Origin of the sequence: Hymenobacter baengnokdamensis (assembly GCF_008728635.1) — a bacterium.
In the GTDB taxonomy this organism is placed as follows: Bacteria; Bacteroidota; Bacteroidia; order Cytophagales; family Hymenobacteraceae; genus Hymenobacter; species Hymenobacter baengnokdamensis.
This window is the reverse complement of the sequence record NZ_CP044285.1, coordinates 96,373-112,162: the sequence shown is the minus strand read 5'-3', so window position 1 is coordinate 112,162 and position 15,790 is coordinate 96,373. Positions and strand designations below refer to the sequence as shown.

At 56.4% G+C, this 15,790-nt stretch carries 12 protein-coding genes; 7 read left to right on the top strand and 5 right to left on the bottom strand.

The features are described 5' to 3' along the window. Positions 1 to 3: 3 nt before the first annotated feature. The 5 genes from F6X24_RS00445 to rpsF all read right to left on the bottom strand — a co-directional run bounded on the left by F6X24_RS00445 (position 4) and on the right by rpsF (position 5,478). Positions 4 to 2,055: a thioredoxin domain-containing protein gene (locus tag F6X24_RS00445; RefSeq protein WP_151085760.1), complete on the bottom strand. Its 2,052-nt coding sequence runs from the start codon at positions 2,053 to 2,055 to the stop codon at positions 4 to 6. Positions 2,056 to 2,111: 56 nt separating this feature from the next. Continuing rightward, complete coding sequence (locus tag F6X24_RS00440) at positions 2,112 to 4,271, bottom strand: GSCFA domain-containing protein (protein ID WP_151085759.1); 2,160 nt, start codon at positions 4,269 to 4,271, stop codon at positions 2,112 to 2,114. A gap of 77 nt (positions 4,272 to 4,348) precedes the next feature. Next, complete coding sequence (gene rplI, locus F6X24_RS00435) at positions 4,349 to 4,792, bottom strand: 50S ribosomal protein L9 (protein ID WP_151085758.1); 444 nt, start codon at positions 4,790 to 4,792, stop codon at positions 4,349 to 4,351. A 10-nt stretch (positions 4,793 to 4,802) separates the two neighbouring features. Then, entirely contained in the window at positions 4,803 to 5,075 is a 273-nt protein-coding gene (gene rpsR, locus F6X24_RS00430; protein WP_151085757.1) for a 30S ribosomal protein S18, read from the bottom strand. A gap of 19 nt (positions 5,076 to 5,094) precedes the next feature. After that, positions 5,095 to 5,478 (bottom strand): 30S ribosomal protein S6, encoded by a 384-nt coding sequence (rpsF, locus tag F6X24_RS00425; RefSeq protein WP_151085756.1) that lies wholly within the window; start codon positions 5,476 to 5,478, stop codon positions 5,095 to 5,097. A gap of 394 nt (positions 5,479 to 5,872) precedes the next feature. Between rpsF and F6X24_RS00420 the strand changes: the two genes are divergently transcribed. From F6X24_RS00420 to F6X24_RS00390, 7 genes are all read left to right on the top strand, one after another. Further along, the gene (locus tag F6X24_RS00420) at positions 5,873 to 7,204 is read left to right on the top strand and encodes a cytochrome c3 family protein (RefSeq protein ID WP_151085755.1); all 1,332 of its coding nucleotides are present in this window, start codon (positions 5,873 to 5,875) and stop codon (positions 7,202 to 7,204) included. A gap of 112 nt (positions 7,205 to 7,316) precedes the next feature. Continuing rightward, positions 7,317 to 10,379 (top strand): TAT-variant-translocated molybdopterin oxidoreductase, encoded by a 3,063-nt coding sequence (locus F6X24_RS00415; protein ID WP_151085754.1) that lies wholly within the window; start codon positions 7,317 to 7,319, stop codon positions 10,377 to 10,379. A gap of 49 nt (positions 10,380 to 10,428) precedes the next feature. After that, entirely contained in the window at positions 10,429 to 11,910 is a 1,482-nt protein-coding gene (gene nrfD / locus F6X24_RS00410) for an NrfD/PsrC family molybdoenzyme membrane anchor subunit (RefSeq protein WP_229725246.1), read from the top strand. Continuing rightward, positions 11,903 to 12,490, top strand: a complete 588-nt coding sequence (locus tag F6X24_RS00405; protein WP_151085753.1) for a DUF3341 domain-containing protein — start codon at positions 11,903 to 11,905, stop codon at positions 12,488 to 12,490. Before nrfD ends, F6X24_RS00405 begins: the two co-directional genes overlap by 8 nt. A gap of 2 nt (positions 12,491 to 12,492) precedes the next feature. After that, complete coding sequence (locus tag F6X24_RS00400; RefSeq protein ID WP_151085752.1) at positions 12,493 to 13,245, top strand: c-type cytochrome; 753 nt, start codon at positions 12,493 to 12,495, stop codon at positions 13,243 to 13,245. A gap of 8 nt (positions 13,246 to 13,253) precedes the next feature. Then, a complete protein-coding gene (locus F6X24_RS00395; protein ID WP_229725244.1) occupies positions 13,254 to 14,576 on the top strand; it encodes a quinol:cytochrome C oxidoreductase in 1,323 nt (440 codons plus the stop codon). A 90-nt stretch (positions 14,577 to 14,666) separates the two neighbouring features. Continuing rightward, positions 14,667 to 15,764: a cytochrome c oxidase subunit II gene (locus F6X24_RS00390; protein WP_151085751.1), complete on the top strand. Its 1,098-nt coding sequence runs from the start codon at positions 14,667 to 14,669 to the stop codon at positions 15,762 to 15,764. The last annotated feature ends 26 nt before the right edge of the window (positions 15,765 to 15,790 follow it).

Below are 15,790 nucleotides of genomic sequence, written 5' to 3'. Positions count from 1 at the left end.
CGGCTATTGCGGGCGCAATGCGAGTTGCGCCAGTGTTTCAGCCACGGAATACACCGGCAGCTGGCAGGTGCGGTCACGGCACACATAAGCAATGGTTTTGTCAACAGCCGAGCGCCCGGCCAGAAGTGGTAGCTCGCTGGTAGTCAGGCTGCCAGCAAGGATATCATGCGGCAGAAAGTGCCGGCTTAGCTCGGCGCGCCAGGCCTCAGCCTGTGGCCCGGTAAGGGCTACTTCGGCGCCAGGGCGCAGCAGCGCGGCGTAGAGGCTGGCCCAATTGGCCAAGTGCTGCGGCTCTTTGGCGGCCAGGGCTTGTACCTGGCTTAGCATAGCCGCGGCCAGGGCCTGGTAGTCAGCGTTTTCGAGGTGGCGGCCCAGACGCAGCAGGTTGTGCGCCATCACCGAGTTGGAGCCGGGAATAACGTTGTCGAACAGCTCTTTTTTGCGGGCGATGAGCGGTTCCGCGCTGGCATCTGTGTAATAGAACTGCTGCTCGGCGGGGTCAAAAAAATTGTCGAGCACGTACTGCGTGAGTGTTGCAGCCTCGTGCAGCCAGCTTTCGGCAAACGTAGCTTCGTAGAGGCTCACGTAGGCTTCTATCACCAGCGCATAGTCTTCCAGAAAGCCGTTGATGGTGGCGCGGCCGTTCTTCCAAGTGCGGTACAGGCGCGGCCCCTGGCGCAGGTTGGCTTGCAAAAATTCGGCATTGCGCAACGCCAGCGCCAGAAACTCTGCTTCGCCAAAAGCCCGGTAAGCAGCCACGAGGCCACTCAGCATCAAGGCGTTCCAGCCGGTGAGTACTTTGTCGTCGAGGCCGGGGCGCACGCGCTTGGCCCGCGCTGCCAACAGCGTCTTCTGCCAGCCATGGATGAGCTTGGCCAGCACGTGCGGCTCCAGGTTGTGCTGTTGCGCAAAGTCGGCATCGTCTTGCCGCCGGTGCAGAATATTGCGGCCGTGCTCCCAGTTGCCGATACCCGTGCAGTGGTAGTAAGCGGCGGCCAGCGGCTCCTCGTCGCCCAGCAGCTTTTGCAGCTCCTCGCGGGTCCAGACGTAGAATTTCCCTTCCTCTCCCTCACTGTCGGCGTCGAGCGACGAATAAAAGCCGCCCTCGGGGTTGGTCAGCTCGCGCCGCACCCAATTCACCGTCTGAAACACCACCTCGCGGTACAGCGGGTCGCGCGTCACCTGGAAAGCTTCGCTGTATAAACTGAGCAGCTGCCCGTTATCATAGAGCATTTTCTCGAAGTGCGGCACCAGCCATTGGGCATCGACCGAGTAGCGGGCAAAGCCCCCGCCCACTTGGTCATACAGCCCGCCCCAAGCCATTTCGCGTAGCGTAAGGTTGACTTGCGTCAGAATATTCGGGCTTCCCGATAGATGGTGCGTACGCAACAGGAACCGCCAGATGCCAGGCATCGGAAACTTCGGAGCGCGGTTAGTACCACCACGCTCGCTGTCGAAGCGCAGGCCCAGGTTGTAAACCAGCAGCTTAAACTCCTCCTCGCTTACCGCCCGGGCGGGGGCATCGCCAATAGCGTATTTTTCCAGCTCGCTGGTTTGCAGCACTTGCGCAAAGCGCTCGGCCGAGCTATCCAGCTCGGCGCGGTGTGCTCCGGCGTAGGCTTGGGCAATGTTTTCAAGCAGCTTGGCCCAGCTGCCCGGCGCAAAATACGTGCCGCCGTAAAATGGCTTGGCTTCGGGCGTGAGAATAACATTGAGGGGCCAGCCCCCCTGAATGCCCATTGCCTGCACGGCTTCCATATACACCTGGTCTACATCGGGGCGCTCCTCTCTGTCAACCTTGATGCACACAAAATGCGCATTCATTACCCGCGCTATCTGCTCGTTTTCAAATGATTCACGCTCCATTACGTGGCACCAGTGGCAGGCCGCGTACCCAATACTCACAATAATCGGCTTCTGCTCGGCCTGGGCCCGCGCCAGCGCCGCTAGTCCCCACGGGTACCAGTCAACCGGGTTGTAGGCGTGTTGCAGCAGGTAGGGGCTGGTTTCGTGGGCCAGGCGGTTGGCGGGGCGGGTAGGGGAGGTGGCAGACATTCGCGAAGAGGGCTGGGTAAAACAAAACCCAGCCGGCCGGGCTGGGTTTTGAAATGTTAGCTTGCAGCCTCATCGGGTGGCGGTGTAGTGCGGGTGGCACGCCTCCGGGGCGGGGTGGCCGTGCGGGCTGCTGCTTTCTTAGGCACTGCCTTTTTAGTGGTGGCCGGCTTCTTTGCTGCCGCCGGCTTCGCTGTGCGGGCAGGCTTGCCAGGGCGGCTGGCCGCCTTCCTGGCCGGTATTTCCGGCGATACTACTGGTACTGGCGTCGGCGTTTCGTCGACGGCTGGGGGTTGCGGAGCGGCTGCCTTTGGCCGGCCCCGCCGGGGTCGCAGCGGCGCGGCCGCCGCTACCGGCTCAGACGCCACAGCGGGGGCTGGGAACTCGGCAGGGGGCGTCTCCATTGCGTCAGCAATGGCTGGTCGCTCCAGCAGGGCCACCGGAATAATAGGCGGCGAGATAATTGGAGCCGTTGCCGGCAGCGCTTCCGTAAAAGTGGGCTCACCGGCGGCGGGTAGGGTCGCGCTTGGCTCGGCTACCCGGTACAAGCCCTCACGCCGGCCGCGCTTTACTATGCCCGATTTTGTGATGACTTTCGACTTTTTAGGAGTCGGTCCCGCCCCGCGCTTGCGAGCCGATGGTTCTGCCGTGGCTACTGCAGTCCGCGGCTCATCCGGCTGCGGCTCACCTAAGCTTGCAGGGATTGACTCGCTTCCTAAATATCCAGAAATTTCTATGTTATCAGTTTCCAGCGCTACGCCCGTAGCTTCCTGCGCCAGCTCCTCCAGTAGCTCGGTTTCGGCCAGGCCAGTACCTTGCTCCTCCGCCAGCCGTGCCGCATGCTTGCGGGCGGTGCGCTTGGCCCCACCCCGCGAGCGGCGCTTTTTCTTCTTAGCCGGATAAGTAGTTTCGTTCTCTTCCGTGGGCACTGCGCTTGCCTGCGTTTCAGCTACCGGCATTTCTATCGCCGCGCTCTCCTCCGGTAACAAGTCGGGTAAAAGCTGCGCTGGCTCAGCAGGTTGAATACTAGCGGGCTGGTGCCGGCTATCGCGGCGGTCCTGGCTGTTGCGGTCGTTGCGTCGGTTGTCGCGTCGGCCGTCCTGGCGCTGGCGCTCGGGCCGCAGGGAAGCAGCCTCTTCGGGGCGGTGCAGCCGGGCCGTAGCCACTGTGTCATCACCAATATCAATGCGCTCTTCGTCATCGGTCTCCACTTCCGGTACGCGCACCGGCTTGGGGGGAGGCAGGGCCGCGAGCTGACGCTGCACGTCGCGCAGCTCCTGGCGCACATCCACGCCCTGGCCGCTAAGCCGCTCCAGCCGCTCGCGGGTCTGGTCGAGGAAGGTACGGTGCTCGGGCGCACCGAGGTGCAGGGGCCGATGGCCCAGCGATTGCCGCACGGCCGCCCATTCTTTACGGAAGCGCCCGAAGTCAGCATCGAAATAAGCCCGCGCAAATTTGTCCCAGATGTAGTCTTCCGCTACTTCCGAGGGGTGCAGCATGTCAGTTCCATAGAAGCGATAGTCCCGCAGCTCATCGTTCAGCAGCTCATACGCCGGAAAATAGCTTACGCCCGGCAGCAGCTCACTTAGATAATGACAAGCCACCCGTAGCACCGACTTGCTCACGGCATTCAGCGGCAACGTGTCTTTGATATGCCTGACCGGGCTCACGGTCAGAACAATGCGAATAGCTGGGTTGATTCGCCGCAGCAGCGCGTGCACTTCGGCCAGCCCATTTACAATCTCGTCGGCGGTCAGCAACTCCTTTTCAAACAGCGCGGCTGGGAGCTTGTGCAGGTTGCTTACCAACTCACCGGTTTCGCGCAGGCGGTAGGCCCAGGCGGTGCCCAGCGTAAGTAGCACCGTGTCGGCGGTCTGCACAAAGTCACCCACCCGGCGCACGGTTTCCTGGATGGTTTGCAACAGCTCAACCGGCGACTCTGCCCCGATAGTGCTGTGAAAATCGTAGCTCTGCCAGCGGCCCCGCGCTTCCACTACGTGCTGTTGCCAATCCTGCGCCTCGCCGGCCGCAGCTCGCAATAGCTGCGCCAGCGCCAGCGGTTGAAATACCGTCCCAAAAGGATTGACCAGCGTCGTAACCTTATTTAGCCGTAGTCGCTCACCAATACTGTCGGCAAAGCACGAGCCTACCGTGAGCACCCGCGCCGTGCGCGCTAGTTGCCGCTCCTGCGGCGCAATAGTTAGTTCAGTCCGAAACATGAATTGCAAAGGTAGGCCCAAAAAAAGACGCCCCACCTTACGGCAGGGCGTCTTTACAACATACTGATACCAAGTGCTTAGGCAGCAACCACGCGGAAGTTAACCGTGTGCTTCACTTCCTTGTGCAGGTTCAGGGTAGCGGTGTAGTCGCCAGCAGTAGCCGGCTCCTGGTCAAAGCTCAGGCGCTTGCGGTCTACATCGATGCCTTTGTTCTTCAGCGCTTCGGCCAGTTGCAGCGTGGTTACGCGGCCAAAGATTTTGCCGGTTTCACCTACTTTAGCAGGCAGGTCAAATACCTGGCTGCCTACCTGGTCGGCTATCGCCTGCGCGTCAGCTTTCACTTTCTCCGCTTTGTGAGCGGCCTGGCGTACGTTCTCAGCGACAATTTTCTTGGCCGATTTGTCGGCCAGAATAGCCAGGCCCTGCGGCAGCAGGTAGTTACGGCCGTAGCCCGACTTTACCGTTACGAGGTCGTTCTTGTAGCCCAGGCCCTTAACGTCGTCTTTCAGAATGATTTCCATATCTTCAGGTCTATTTGAGGGCGTCAGTTACGTAGGGCATCAGGGCCAGGTGACGGGCTTTTGCCACGGCCTGCGCCACTTTGCGCTGGAATTTCAGGCTGGTGCCCGTGATGCGGCGGGGCAGCAAGCGGCCCTGCTCGTTCACAAACTTGAGCAGAAAGTTCGGGTCTTTGTAGTCAACGTACTTAATGCCGTTTTTCTTGAAGCGGCAGTACTTGTTGCGCGTATCAACGGGCTTGTTGCCGTTGTCACGGTTGTTGTTGCGGTTATTTTGCGTAGCCATCGTATAGGTTAGTAAAAGGTTACTGCGCTACGGCTTCGGCTGCTTGCGGAGCCTTGTGCTGGTTCATCTCGCCGTTGCGGCGGCGTTCGTTGTACGTTACGGAGTGCTTGTCGAGCACCGTCGTGAGGAAGCGGATTACCCGCTCGTCGCGGCGGAATGCCAGCTCCAGTACGTCCACAATATTTCCTTCGCCGCTGTGATTGTAAGTCAGCGTGAAGTAGTAACCAGTGGATTTCTTCTGAATCGGGTAAGCCAGCTTGCGCAAGCCCCAGGCTTCAGTTGAAATGAGGTCGGCGCTATTTTCCTTAAGCACCTGCGAGAACTTCTCGACCGTCTCTTGCACCTGGCCCTCGTTTAGCACGGGGGTGAGGATGAAGACCGTCTCGTAATTTCTTACGTCCATTGACGGGGTTGATTTTGTAAAGTGAAAAAATGAATTGGGGGGCAAAGGTACTGATTTTTCGGGGTATTACCAACATAAGCCCGCAACTATTCTCTGGCCCTGCACAAAGGGCGCCTGCCAGCAGCTGCTTTCGGTTGGCGTTGCCGTATAAAGTTTTCGGCACTTTTAAGCTGGATAAAAACCCAAGCTATCCGGGTCAGGTTATTCAAGCAACCAATACATTAGTAATTAGGGGAAGCTGGAAAGCAAAGCAAAAAGAGAAGTTAGTTTGATTCTAAATAAGCTTAGGCATTCTGAAAATGGCTTTGCCATCTTTGCAGCCCACAATTCGTAGCCTACATTTGCACCCCGGAAAGGGTACGCCCGCAATCCGTTTTACCGGTTCGTTTGGATGATGAATAGCTTTCTATCACGCACCAGTTCGTGGGTGCTCGCACTATTGCTAGCCGTAGCGGCCCCGGCCCTGGCTCAAAATACCGCCTCTGTCACTAAAAACGGCGTGGCCCCCGGCGGAGCAGCCGCTGCCACGCCGGCTGCCGCTGCTGCCCCCGCCGGTGCGCCCGGTGCCGGTGGCGGCGATGCCGCGGCCATTGCGGCCGGCGATGCCTTGTTTAAAAATAACTGTGCTCAGTGCCACGCAGTTAAAGACAAGGTAGTTGGTCCGGCGCTGGGCGGCATTACCAAGCGTCGCTCCATCTCCTGGATTATTCCGTGGGTACATAATTCCAGCAAGGTCATCGCCAGCGGCGACGAGTACGCGGTGAAGCTGTACAACGACAACGGCAAGCAGCAGATGCCCGCCTTCCCCCAGTTCTCGGATAAGGAGATTACGAGTATTGTAGCCTGGGTAACCTCGCAGGAAACGGCTGCCAGTCCAACTGCTGCTACTGGTGGTACCACTGCTGAAAATGCCGGTGCTGCTGACGGTCAGGATGCTGCTGGCGCCAGCAAATACACCGATGTGCTGCTCATCGTGCTCGTGGTAGTACTCATTGTGCTGGTGGTAACCCTCGCCATCATCGCCAACCTGATGAAGGACGTCCTGCAAGGTCGCAAAGACCTGGATGGCCGCGATGTGGAGGTGCTAAACCAGCGCTTCGACTGGACCAAGCTGTATCACTCTACGGTGCTGCGCGGCATAGTGGGGACGGTATTTGCGCTCGTACTGCTTTATGAAGGCGTACAGAGTGTCATGGCCGTGGGCCTGACGCAGGGCTATCAGCCCACCCAGCCGATTGCCTTCTCGCACAAAATCCACGCCGGCGAAAACCAGATTAACTGCGCCTACTGCCATACGTCGGTCTACAAAAGCAAATCGGCCAATATTCCTTCGGCTAACATCTGCATGAACTGCCACTCGCAGATTAAGACGGAGTCGCCGGAAATCAAGAAAATCTACCGCGCCATCGAGCGGAAGCAGCCGATTCAGTGGGTTCGTATCCACAACCTGCCCGACCTGGCGTATTTTAACCACTCGCAGCACACGCAGGTAGGCGGCATTCAGTGCCAGACCTGCCACGGCCCTATCCAGAATATGGACGTGGTATACCAGTACTCGGCGCTGACCATGGGCTGGTGCATCAATTGCCACCGCGAAACGCCCCTCAACACGAAAGGCAATGGCTACTACGACAACCTCGTGAAACTGCACGACAAGTCGAACAACGCCGTCCCCTTCACCGTGTCGTCGAACGGTGGTACCGAGTGCTCGAAGTGCCACTACTAATTTTTCCTAGCTAAGCTTTTATATAAAGACATGAGTAGAGTGCCGGGTGCGGCTAACACCAGCTGTTACTGCCCCGGCCTTTGCTTACTGCGAATGTCTCATACCTGATAAGATGAAATACTGGAAGGGAATTGAAGAGCTCGACAACTCGCCGGAGTTCGTAAAAAACGCCTTTGCCGAGTTTCCCGACTTTCTGCCGGTGAAGGAAGGCCGTGCAGGTAGCCCCGATGATTCGTCGGTAGCGCCGCGCCGCGACTTTCTGAAACTCATGGGCTTTAGCGTGGCGGCCGCTACGCTGGCAGCGTGCGAAGCACCGGTTCATAAGGCCATTCCTTACCTGAATAAGCCTGAGGAGATTGACCCGAGCATCTCCAACTTCTACGCCTCGACCTACTTTACCGGCTCGGACTACAACGCCGTACTGGTTAAAAACCGCGATGGCCGGCCCATTAAGCTGGAGGGCAACCCCGAGTCGCCCGTAACGCGCGGCGGCCTCTCGGCTCGTGCGCAGGCGGCAGTGCTCAACCTCTATGATGGCGCCCGCCTGCAGCACTTCATGGCTAAAGGCAAAAGGGTAGAGTTTGCGCAGCTCGACCAGGCTGTTCGGGCTGGCCTTGGCAGCGCCAGCGGTAAAATTGTGCTGGTATCGCCCACTATCATCAGCCCCAGCACCAAGCGGGCCATTGCGGCGCTGGCGGGTCGCTATCGCAGCTTCGAGCACGTTATGTATGACGTGAACTCGGCTTCTGCTTTGTTGCAGGCCAATGGTGGCGTACTGCCCTCCTATGACTTCAGCCGGGCCAACGTTATTGTAAGCCTCGGAGCGGACTTCCTCGGTACCTGGATTTCACCGGTCGAGTACTCGCGGCAGTACGTGACGAACCGGAAGGTGAGCACCGACAAGCGCACCATGTCGCGCCACTTCCAGTTTGAAACGGCGCTCTCGCTGACTGGCTCTAATGCCGACGTACGGGTAGCGGTTAAGCCTTCGGAAATTGGTTCCATAGCATTGGCGCTATATAATGCTGTAGCAGGCGGTGGTTCTTCAGCAGGCCTCTCGGCCGCTGCGCAAAAGCAGGTAGCGCAGGCTGCCAAAGAGCTTCAGGCTAACCGTGGCGCCTCGCTGGTTGTGTCGGGCTCCAACGACCCGGCTGTGCAAACAGTAGTGGCGGCTATCAACCAGGCACTAGGCAATGTTGGTACTACGCTGAGCCTCACAACGCCTTCGTTTGTGCGCCAGGGTGAGGACGGCCGCATGAGCCAGTTTATCAGCGAGCTGAAAAGCGGCGCTGTCGGCGCCGTAATCTTCTACCATGCCAACCCCGTTTTCAACCACCCGCGCGGTGCCGAAATCGAAGAAGCACTGAAAGGCAATAAGGCAGCGCTGACCATCTCGCTCAACGACCGGTTGGACGAAACCGGCTCGCTCTGCCAGTACCAGGCTCCCGACCACCACTGGCTGGAGTCGTGGAACGACTACGAGCCCAAGCGCGGCGAGCTAAGTTTGGCTCAGCCAACCATTACGCCCTTGTTTAAGACCCGTCAGGCTCAGGAAACTTTCCTGCGCTGGGCTGGCTCCAACGAAACGTATTACGATTTCCTGAAGGATGGCTGGCGCACGGTGCTGGGCGCCAACAACGGCTTCCAGGCTGCTTGGGACAAAGTAGTGCACGATGGGGTAGCTACTGGCTCAGCCCTGCCTACGCCTACTTTTACTACCCAGCCCCTGAGCCTGGCGGAAGCAACCAGCCGCCTGGGTGGGGCGGCTAAGTCGGGTATCGAAGCTGTACTCTATGAGAAAGTTGGTATTGGCGAGGGTGGGATAGAGGGCAACAACCCTTTCCTGCATGAGCTGCCTGACCCCATCTCGAAAGCTACCTGGGGCAACTACGTGGCCGTGCCGCGTAAAATGGCCGAAGAAAACAAGTGGCAGCAAAACGACGTGCTGAAAGTGTCGGCCGGCGGCAAAAGCATTGAGCTGCCAGTGCTGGTGCAGCCCGGCCAGGCCGAGGGAACGGTAAGTATCGCGGTCGGCTACGGTCGTACCAAAGTTGGTAAAGTAGGTGATGCCGTCGGGGCTAACGCTTTCGTATTGGCGCAGGCTACTCCTGCTGGCGTTCAGTATTACAATACGGTTACGCTGGAAAAAACGGGCGCTACCAACCCCATTGCGCAAACGCAGACGCACCATACTATCATGGACCGCCATGAGGTAGTACAGGAGAATACGCTGGCTAAATACCGCGAGAATCCTAAGGAAGTATCGGAGTACGAGCGGGTTGCAACGCCCGATGGCCTGGAAAAGCCCAACAAGGTTTCGTTGTGGCAGGACTACCAGTACAACGACCACCACTGGGGTATGGCGGTTGACCTCAACTCCTGCATTGGCTGTGGCTCGTGCGTGATTGGGTGCCAGACCGAAAACAACATTGCCGTAGTGGGCAAGCAGCAGGTTCTTAACCGCCGCGAGATGCACTGGATGCGCATCGACCGCTACTACAGCTCGGACCACCACGAGGATGAATTCGAGAAAAACGGCAAGCTGAAGACTTACGCAGCTATGGAAGACCCTTCGGATAATCCGCAGGTGATTTTCCAGCCTATGATGTGCCAGCACTGCAACCACGCGCCGTGCGAAACCGTCTGCCCGGTACTAGCAACTACGCACAGCTCGGAAGGTCTGAATCAGATGACCTACAACCGTTGCGTAGGTACTCGCTACTGCGCCAACAACTGCCCGTATAAAGTGCGTCGCTTTAACTGGTTCTCGTACTACTCCAATGAGAAGTTTGAGGACGTAAACGGCCATATGTTCACCGACCTTGGCCGCATGGTGCTGAACCCCGACGTGACGGTTCGTGCTCGTGGGGTAATGGAAAAGTGCTCGATGTGCATCCAGCGCATTCAACTCGGTAAGCTGGAGGCTAAAAAGCAGAAGCGTCGCCCGAAAGATGGTGAAATCATAACCGCTTGCGCTCAGTCGTGCCCCACCGAGGCTATCCTGTTTGGCGACATGCGCGACCCCAACAGCCGCCTCAGCCAGCTATTGCGCCGCGAAGATGGCGAGCGGGCTTTCCACGTGCTCGATTCCATCAACGTGCAGCCGAACGTGACCTACCTGACCAAAATCCGTAACGGTGCCGCCAAATTCTTCCCCCAGGAAGAAAAAGCCTAAGCTGTTAATTGCTTGATAAGAAAGAACTAGGACATTAATATTCATCACTATGCAGTACGTATCACCAGTGCGCGAACCACTCGTAACGAGCGGTAAAACGTACCACGACGTCACTCAGGATATCTGCTACCAGGTAGAAGCAGCTCCGAACATCCGCTGGATGGGGGCCCTGGGTGTGGCCTTGATTCTGCTGGGCGTTTTCTTCTATTCGGTGTACCGGACGCTTTGGTACGGTATCGGCGAGTGGGGCCTCAACAAAACCATCGGCTGGGCTTGGGATATTACCAACTTCGTGTGGTGGGTAGGTATCGGCCACGCCGGTACGCTGATTTCGGCCGTACTGCTGCTGTTCCGTCAGAAGTGGCGCTCGTCCATCAACCGGGCGGCTGAAGCCATGACAATTTTTGCCGTAATCTGCGCCGCTATGTTCCCCGTGTTGCACATGGGCCGTCCTTGGTTGGCATTTTACGTATTCCCGCTGCAAAATACGCTGGGCTCGCTGTGGGCGAACTTTAACTCACCACTGCTATGGGACGTGTTCGCCATCTCCACGTACTTTACCGTATCGCTGGTATTCTGGTACACGGGTCTGGTTCCTGATTTCGCCACCATTCGTGACCGCGCAAAAGGTAAGATTGCCCGCTTTAGCTATTCCATTCTGAGCATGGGCTGGACCGGCTCAGCCAAGCACTGGTCGCGCTACGAGACGGTATCGTTGATTCTGGCTGGTGTATCGACGCCGCTGGTACTTTCGGTACACACTATTGTATCGATGGACTTTGCTACCTCCGTGGTACCGGGCTGGCACACAACCATCTTCCCGCCATACTTCGTTTCGGGTGCCATCTTCTCCGGCTTCGCAATGGTGCTGACGCTGATGCTCATTACCCGCGTTGTATTTAAGCTGGAAGACTACATCACCCTGGAGCACATCGCCCTCATGAATAAAATCATGATGGTAACGGGCTCAATCGTTGGGGTGGCCTACATCACCGAGTTTTTCATCGCATGGTACTCGCAGGTTGAGTATGAGCAGTATTGCTTTATCAACCGGGCTACCGGCCCCTACTGGTGGGCATACGCCTGCATGATGAGCTGCAACGTGCTCTCGCCCCAGTTTGTGTGGATTCGCCGGGTTCGTTACAGCATTGTAATGACATTCATCCTGTCAATCATTGTGAACATCGGTATGTGGTTCGAGCGCTTTGTAATTATTGTGTCTTCGCTGCACCGCGATTACCTGCCTTCCTCCTGGGCAATGTTCTCGCCTACCCGTATCGACGTTGGTATTTACGTTGGTACCATCGGCCTGTTCTTTACCTTGTTCCTGTTGTTTGCCAAGTTCTTCCCGGTAATCAACATGGCCGAAGTGAAAACCATCCTGAAGTATACGGTAAACGACGGGCCTACTTACGGAGGCTCCAACGACGGTAGCCGCTCACCCGCCGGCCATCACGCTTCGCCTGCTCCTTATTCTACGCCCGGCGTTCCGGCATCGGCACCCGTAAACTACGATAAGCAAAATGACTAGTCCTGCCGTCACCGCTGCCGCGCCGGCCGCCCTTGCCCCGGCCACTACCAGTTCGACCAAGCGTTTCGCTCTGGGTATTTTTGACGACGAAGATGTACTCCTCCACGCGATTGATAATCTCCGCGGAGCAGGTGTAAAAATCTACGATGTCTTCTCGCCTTATCCGGTTCACGGAATCGATGATGCGCTAGGTATCGAGCGCTCCCGCTTACCCATTGCCGCTTTTTTCTATGGCATGTGCGGCCTGGCGTTCGCACTATGGCTTCAGATTTATACGCTGGGCTTCGACTGGCCAATGATTATTGGGGGTAAGCCTGCGATTTCGCTGCCTGCCTTTATTCCGGTGGCTTTCGAGCTGACGGTGTTTTTTACCTGTCATGGCATGGTAATCACCTTCTACACCATCTCAAGGCTTTACCCGCGCTTTAAAACGCCGGTCCTGGATGTACGCTCAACAGATGACAAGTTTGTAGTGGCCATCGAGCTGGATGAAAACAGCTCGCAAATGCCGAAATTGACCCAGCTGCTGCGCGAAAACGGTGCCAGCGAAGTCAATCAAAAGGAAATGACCAAATTCTAATGATGTCGCCTTCCCTCAAATACGGGCTGTCCGCGGCCTCGCTGGTACTAAGCCTGGGCGTAGCTTCCTGCACGCCCGACCCAAACAGCCCCGGCGTAGAATACGCCCCGGAGATGTACGAGTCAATTCCGTACGAGCCGTTGCGCCAAATCAGATTCAACACGATTAACTCGTTTGGAATCAACGAGCGCACGCCTGCTGCTGGTACGGTTCCTCGTGGTAAGCTTGCTTACTTCGACCACATCCCAAAAGACAGCGTAGGAATTGCTGAGCGTACGCTCCATAATCCTTATGCTTATACCAAGGAGAACGTTCTGGAAGGCCAGGCGCTCTTTACGCGCTATTGCCAGCACTGCCACGGTGAAAAAGGCGATGGCCAGGGACCAGTAGGTATGAAGTTTAAAGGTGTTCCCAACTATTCGGCGGGCGCTTACAAAACGATGAACGATGGGCACATCTACCACGTCATCGAATGGGGACGCAACCGAATGATGCCTCATGGCTCGCAGGTAAACCCGGAGGAGCGTTGGAAAATCGCGATGTACGTACACGTACTGCAAATCAATAACGACCCGGCCGACTTGCCGAAAGTGGTCAAAGTAGCGGCACCCGCTGATGTTACGAGCGCCTCTACGGGGGAAGCTTCGGCCATGACTGACCCTACCAATCAAAAGCCCGAGGGTAAGGCCAATGCCAATAGCCACTCTGAAACGCCCGGCCAGGGCACTAAAGGCCGTAATGGCTCGATGAACTAACTGACCCTATGGCAACTCTGACTCATCATCACGAACCCGCCGCCGTCGAGCAGCTAGCACATAGCCCCAAGGCTCAACGGACGTTCATGACCATTATCGGTGCCGGGATACTGGTATTGCTAATTGGTATTGTGGCCGCGCTCATGCACTGGGGCGAGCACCACGAAGCTGCCGGCGAGGCGGCTGGTCATCTGAATGCAGCCCACGATGCTTCCGCTACCGAAGAGGGGCATTCAGTACTAATCCGCCGCATTGTAGTAAGCCTGTGGCATAGCAACCTGTTTCTGGTTGGGGTATCAGGCGTTGGTACCGTATTTATGGCTATCCAATACGTGGCCTACGCAGGCTGGTCGGTAGTAGTAAAGCGGATTAACGAAGCCCTGGGTGCCTGGCTGATTCCGGGTGGCATACTCATGGTACTGCTCTTCGTGGTAGGGCGTCATGACATTTTCCACTGGACGCAGGATGGCGTCATGACAAAAGGCTCCGCTACTTACGATAAGATTATAGCAGGCAAATCCGGCTTCCTGACCTTCTCATTCTATCTGATTAGAATGATAATATACTTAGGAATATGGATTTACTTTACCTGGCGTTTGCGTCAGCTCTCCCTTCAGGAAGACCTTAACGGGGGAACCCGCTATTTCCATACCAGCATAAATGCCGCCGCCTTGTTTTTAGTGCTGTATGCTGTTACTTCCTCCATGGCAGCCTGGGACTGGGTTATGTCGGTTGATGTGCATTGGTTTAGCACTATGTTTGGCTGGTATGTATTCGCCTCCTGGTGGGTATCGGGCATTGCGGCTACTACCCTGATTGCCATCTTCCTGAAGCAGGCAGGCTACCTGCGCTTCATGAATGCCAACCACTTCCATGACTTGGGCAAGCTGATGTTCGGCTTCAGCATTTTCTGGACTTACGTATGGTTTGCGCAGTTTATGCTTATCTGGTATGCCAACCTTCCTGAAGAAGCAGTATACTATAATCAGCGACTAGGCGGATTTAATGGCAGCTATACCTGGATTTTCTACTTTAATCTGGTAATCAATTTTGCCTTCCCTTTCCTGGTATTGATGACCCGGGATGCCAAGCGCCAGATGATAATCATGAAAATCGTTTGTATTGCCATTCTGGTTGGTCACTGGTCAGACTTCTATTTGATGATAATGCCCGGCACTTTAAAAGGCGATAATGGGTTCCTCATTGAGATTGGTATCGCCATGATTTTGCTCGGGGCCTTCCTGATTCTGCTTACCCGCCGTCTGGCCGAAGCTTCGCTTATTCCGGTAAACCACCCCTTCGTGGAGGAAAGCGTTCACCACACCACCTAATTCAAGAGCCTAGACTTTTAGAACTTACCGCCCGGTGCTTAGTTACTAGTCAGTGACTAGGCACGGGTTCTGGTTTCTCCCTTCTATCCAATGAGTACTTTAACTATTCTGCTAGTCTTGGGGCTGCTGCTGGTCGTGTTCGGCTTGCTGTTTCGCATTCAAATACTAACTGCTATCTTCTCCGGCTCTTATGTGCGCCAGATTGGCACCAGCAACCGCGTCAATGCCTTGCTGATGTTAGTATTCATGGTAGTAGGAGGGGCTGCTTTCTTCTGGTCGTTCGCCGAAAACTTCGGTAAAATGAACCCGCCTATTGCTTCCGTTCACGGCCATGCAATGGAACGCATGTTTTGGACGACGATGATAGTCATCGGCATTGCCTTTGTTATTACGCAGGGTCTGCTCTTCATCTACGCTTATAAGTATCAGCATCAGGACGGCCGCCGCGCCTACTTCTTCTCGCACAACAACAAGATTGAAGTTATCTGGACGATTATTCCGGCCATTGTGATGGCTTCGCTGATTTTCGCTGGCTGGAAAGCCTGGACCCGCATCACGGGCCCCGCTCCTAAAGATGCCATCGTGCTGGAACTAATGGGCAAGCAGTTTAACTGGCTGGTACGCTACCCCGGGCGCGATATGAAGCTGGGCGTAGTAAATTATCGTCTGATTGATGCGGCTAACGATTTCGGGTTTGACCTGAGTGACAAGGCCGCCGCTGATGACTTTGTCGCCTCGGAAATTCACGTGCCTAAGGGACATCCGGTGCTCATCAAGATTCGCTCGCGCGATGTACTACACGCCGTGTATATGCCGCAGTTCCGCGTGCAGATGTATGCGGTGCCCGGCATGCCTACCCGCTTCTGGTTTACGCCTACCACTACTACCGACGAGATGCGGGCCAAACTGGGCAATCCAAAGTTTAACTATGAGTTGGCTTGCAACCAGATTTGCGGGAAAGGCCACTTCGCTATGAAGCTCAACATCGTAGTAGACGAGCCCGATGATTACGTAGCCTGGTTTGCAGCCCAAAGCCCGATTTCGAAGAACGCGGACCTGATGGCTTCCTACAAGCAGATGAGCCAGCAGACCGGCTTGGGTAAAGGCGGCAGCCAGGGTGCTAAGGCTAGCGCAATCGAAGAAACCGGCGAATCGCCTGCTCCATTGGCGGCTCAGGCGTCGCTCTAAAGACTTACTTTTTAGCAGTTTTATTC

Excerpts from the sequence above, each read along its gene's own strand:
- F6X24_RS00445 (WP_151085760.1), bottom strand. The coding sequence starts at position 2,055 with ATGTCTGCCACCTCCCCTACCCGCCCCGCCAACCGCCTGGCCCACGAA.
- F6X24_RS00440 (WP_151085759.1), bottom strand. The coding sequence starts at position 4,271 with ATGTTTCGGACTGAACTAACTATTGCGCCGCAGGAGCGGCAACTAGCG.
- rplI (WP_151085758.1), bottom strand. The coding sequence starts at position 4,792 with ATGGAAATCATTCTGAAAGACGACGTTAAGGGCCTGGGCTACAAGAAC.
- rpsR (WP_151085757.1), bottom strand. The coding sequence starts at position 5,075 with ATGGCTACGCAAAATAACCGCAACAACAACCGTGACAACGGCAACAAG.
- rpsF (WP_151085756.1), bottom strand. The coding sequence starts at position 5,478 with ATGGACGTAAGAAATTACGAGACGGTCTTCATCCTCACCCCCGTGCTA.
- F6X24_RS00420 (WP_151085755.1), top strand. The coding sequence starts at position 5,873 with ATGAATAGCTTTCTATCACGCACCAGTTCGTGGGTGCTCGCACTATTG.
- F6X24_RS00415 (WP_151085754.1), top strand. The coding sequence starts at position 7,317 with ATGAAATACTGGAAGGGAATTGAAGAGCTCGACAACTCGCCGGAGTTC.
- nrfD (WP_229725246.1), top strand. The coding sequence starts at position 10,429 with ATGCAGTACGTATCACCAGTGCGCGAACCACTCGTAACGAGCGGTAAA.
- F6X24_RS00405 (WP_151085753.1), top strand. The coding sequence starts at position 11,903 with ATGACTAGTCCTGCCGTCACCGCTGCCGCGCCGGCCGCCCTTGCCCCG.
- F6X24_RS00400 (WP_151085752.1), top strand. The coding sequence starts at position 12,493 with ATGTCGCCTTCCCTCAAATACGGGCTGTCCGCGGCCTCGCTGGTACTA.
- F6X24_RS00395 (WP_229725244.1), top strand. The coding sequence starts at position 13,254 with ATGGCAACTCTGACTCATCATCACGAACCCGCCGCCGTCGAGCAGCTA.
- F6X24_RS00390 (WP_151085751.1), top strand. The coding sequence starts at position 14,667 with ATGAGTACTTTAACTATTCTGCTAGTCTTGGGGCTGCTGCTGGTCGTG.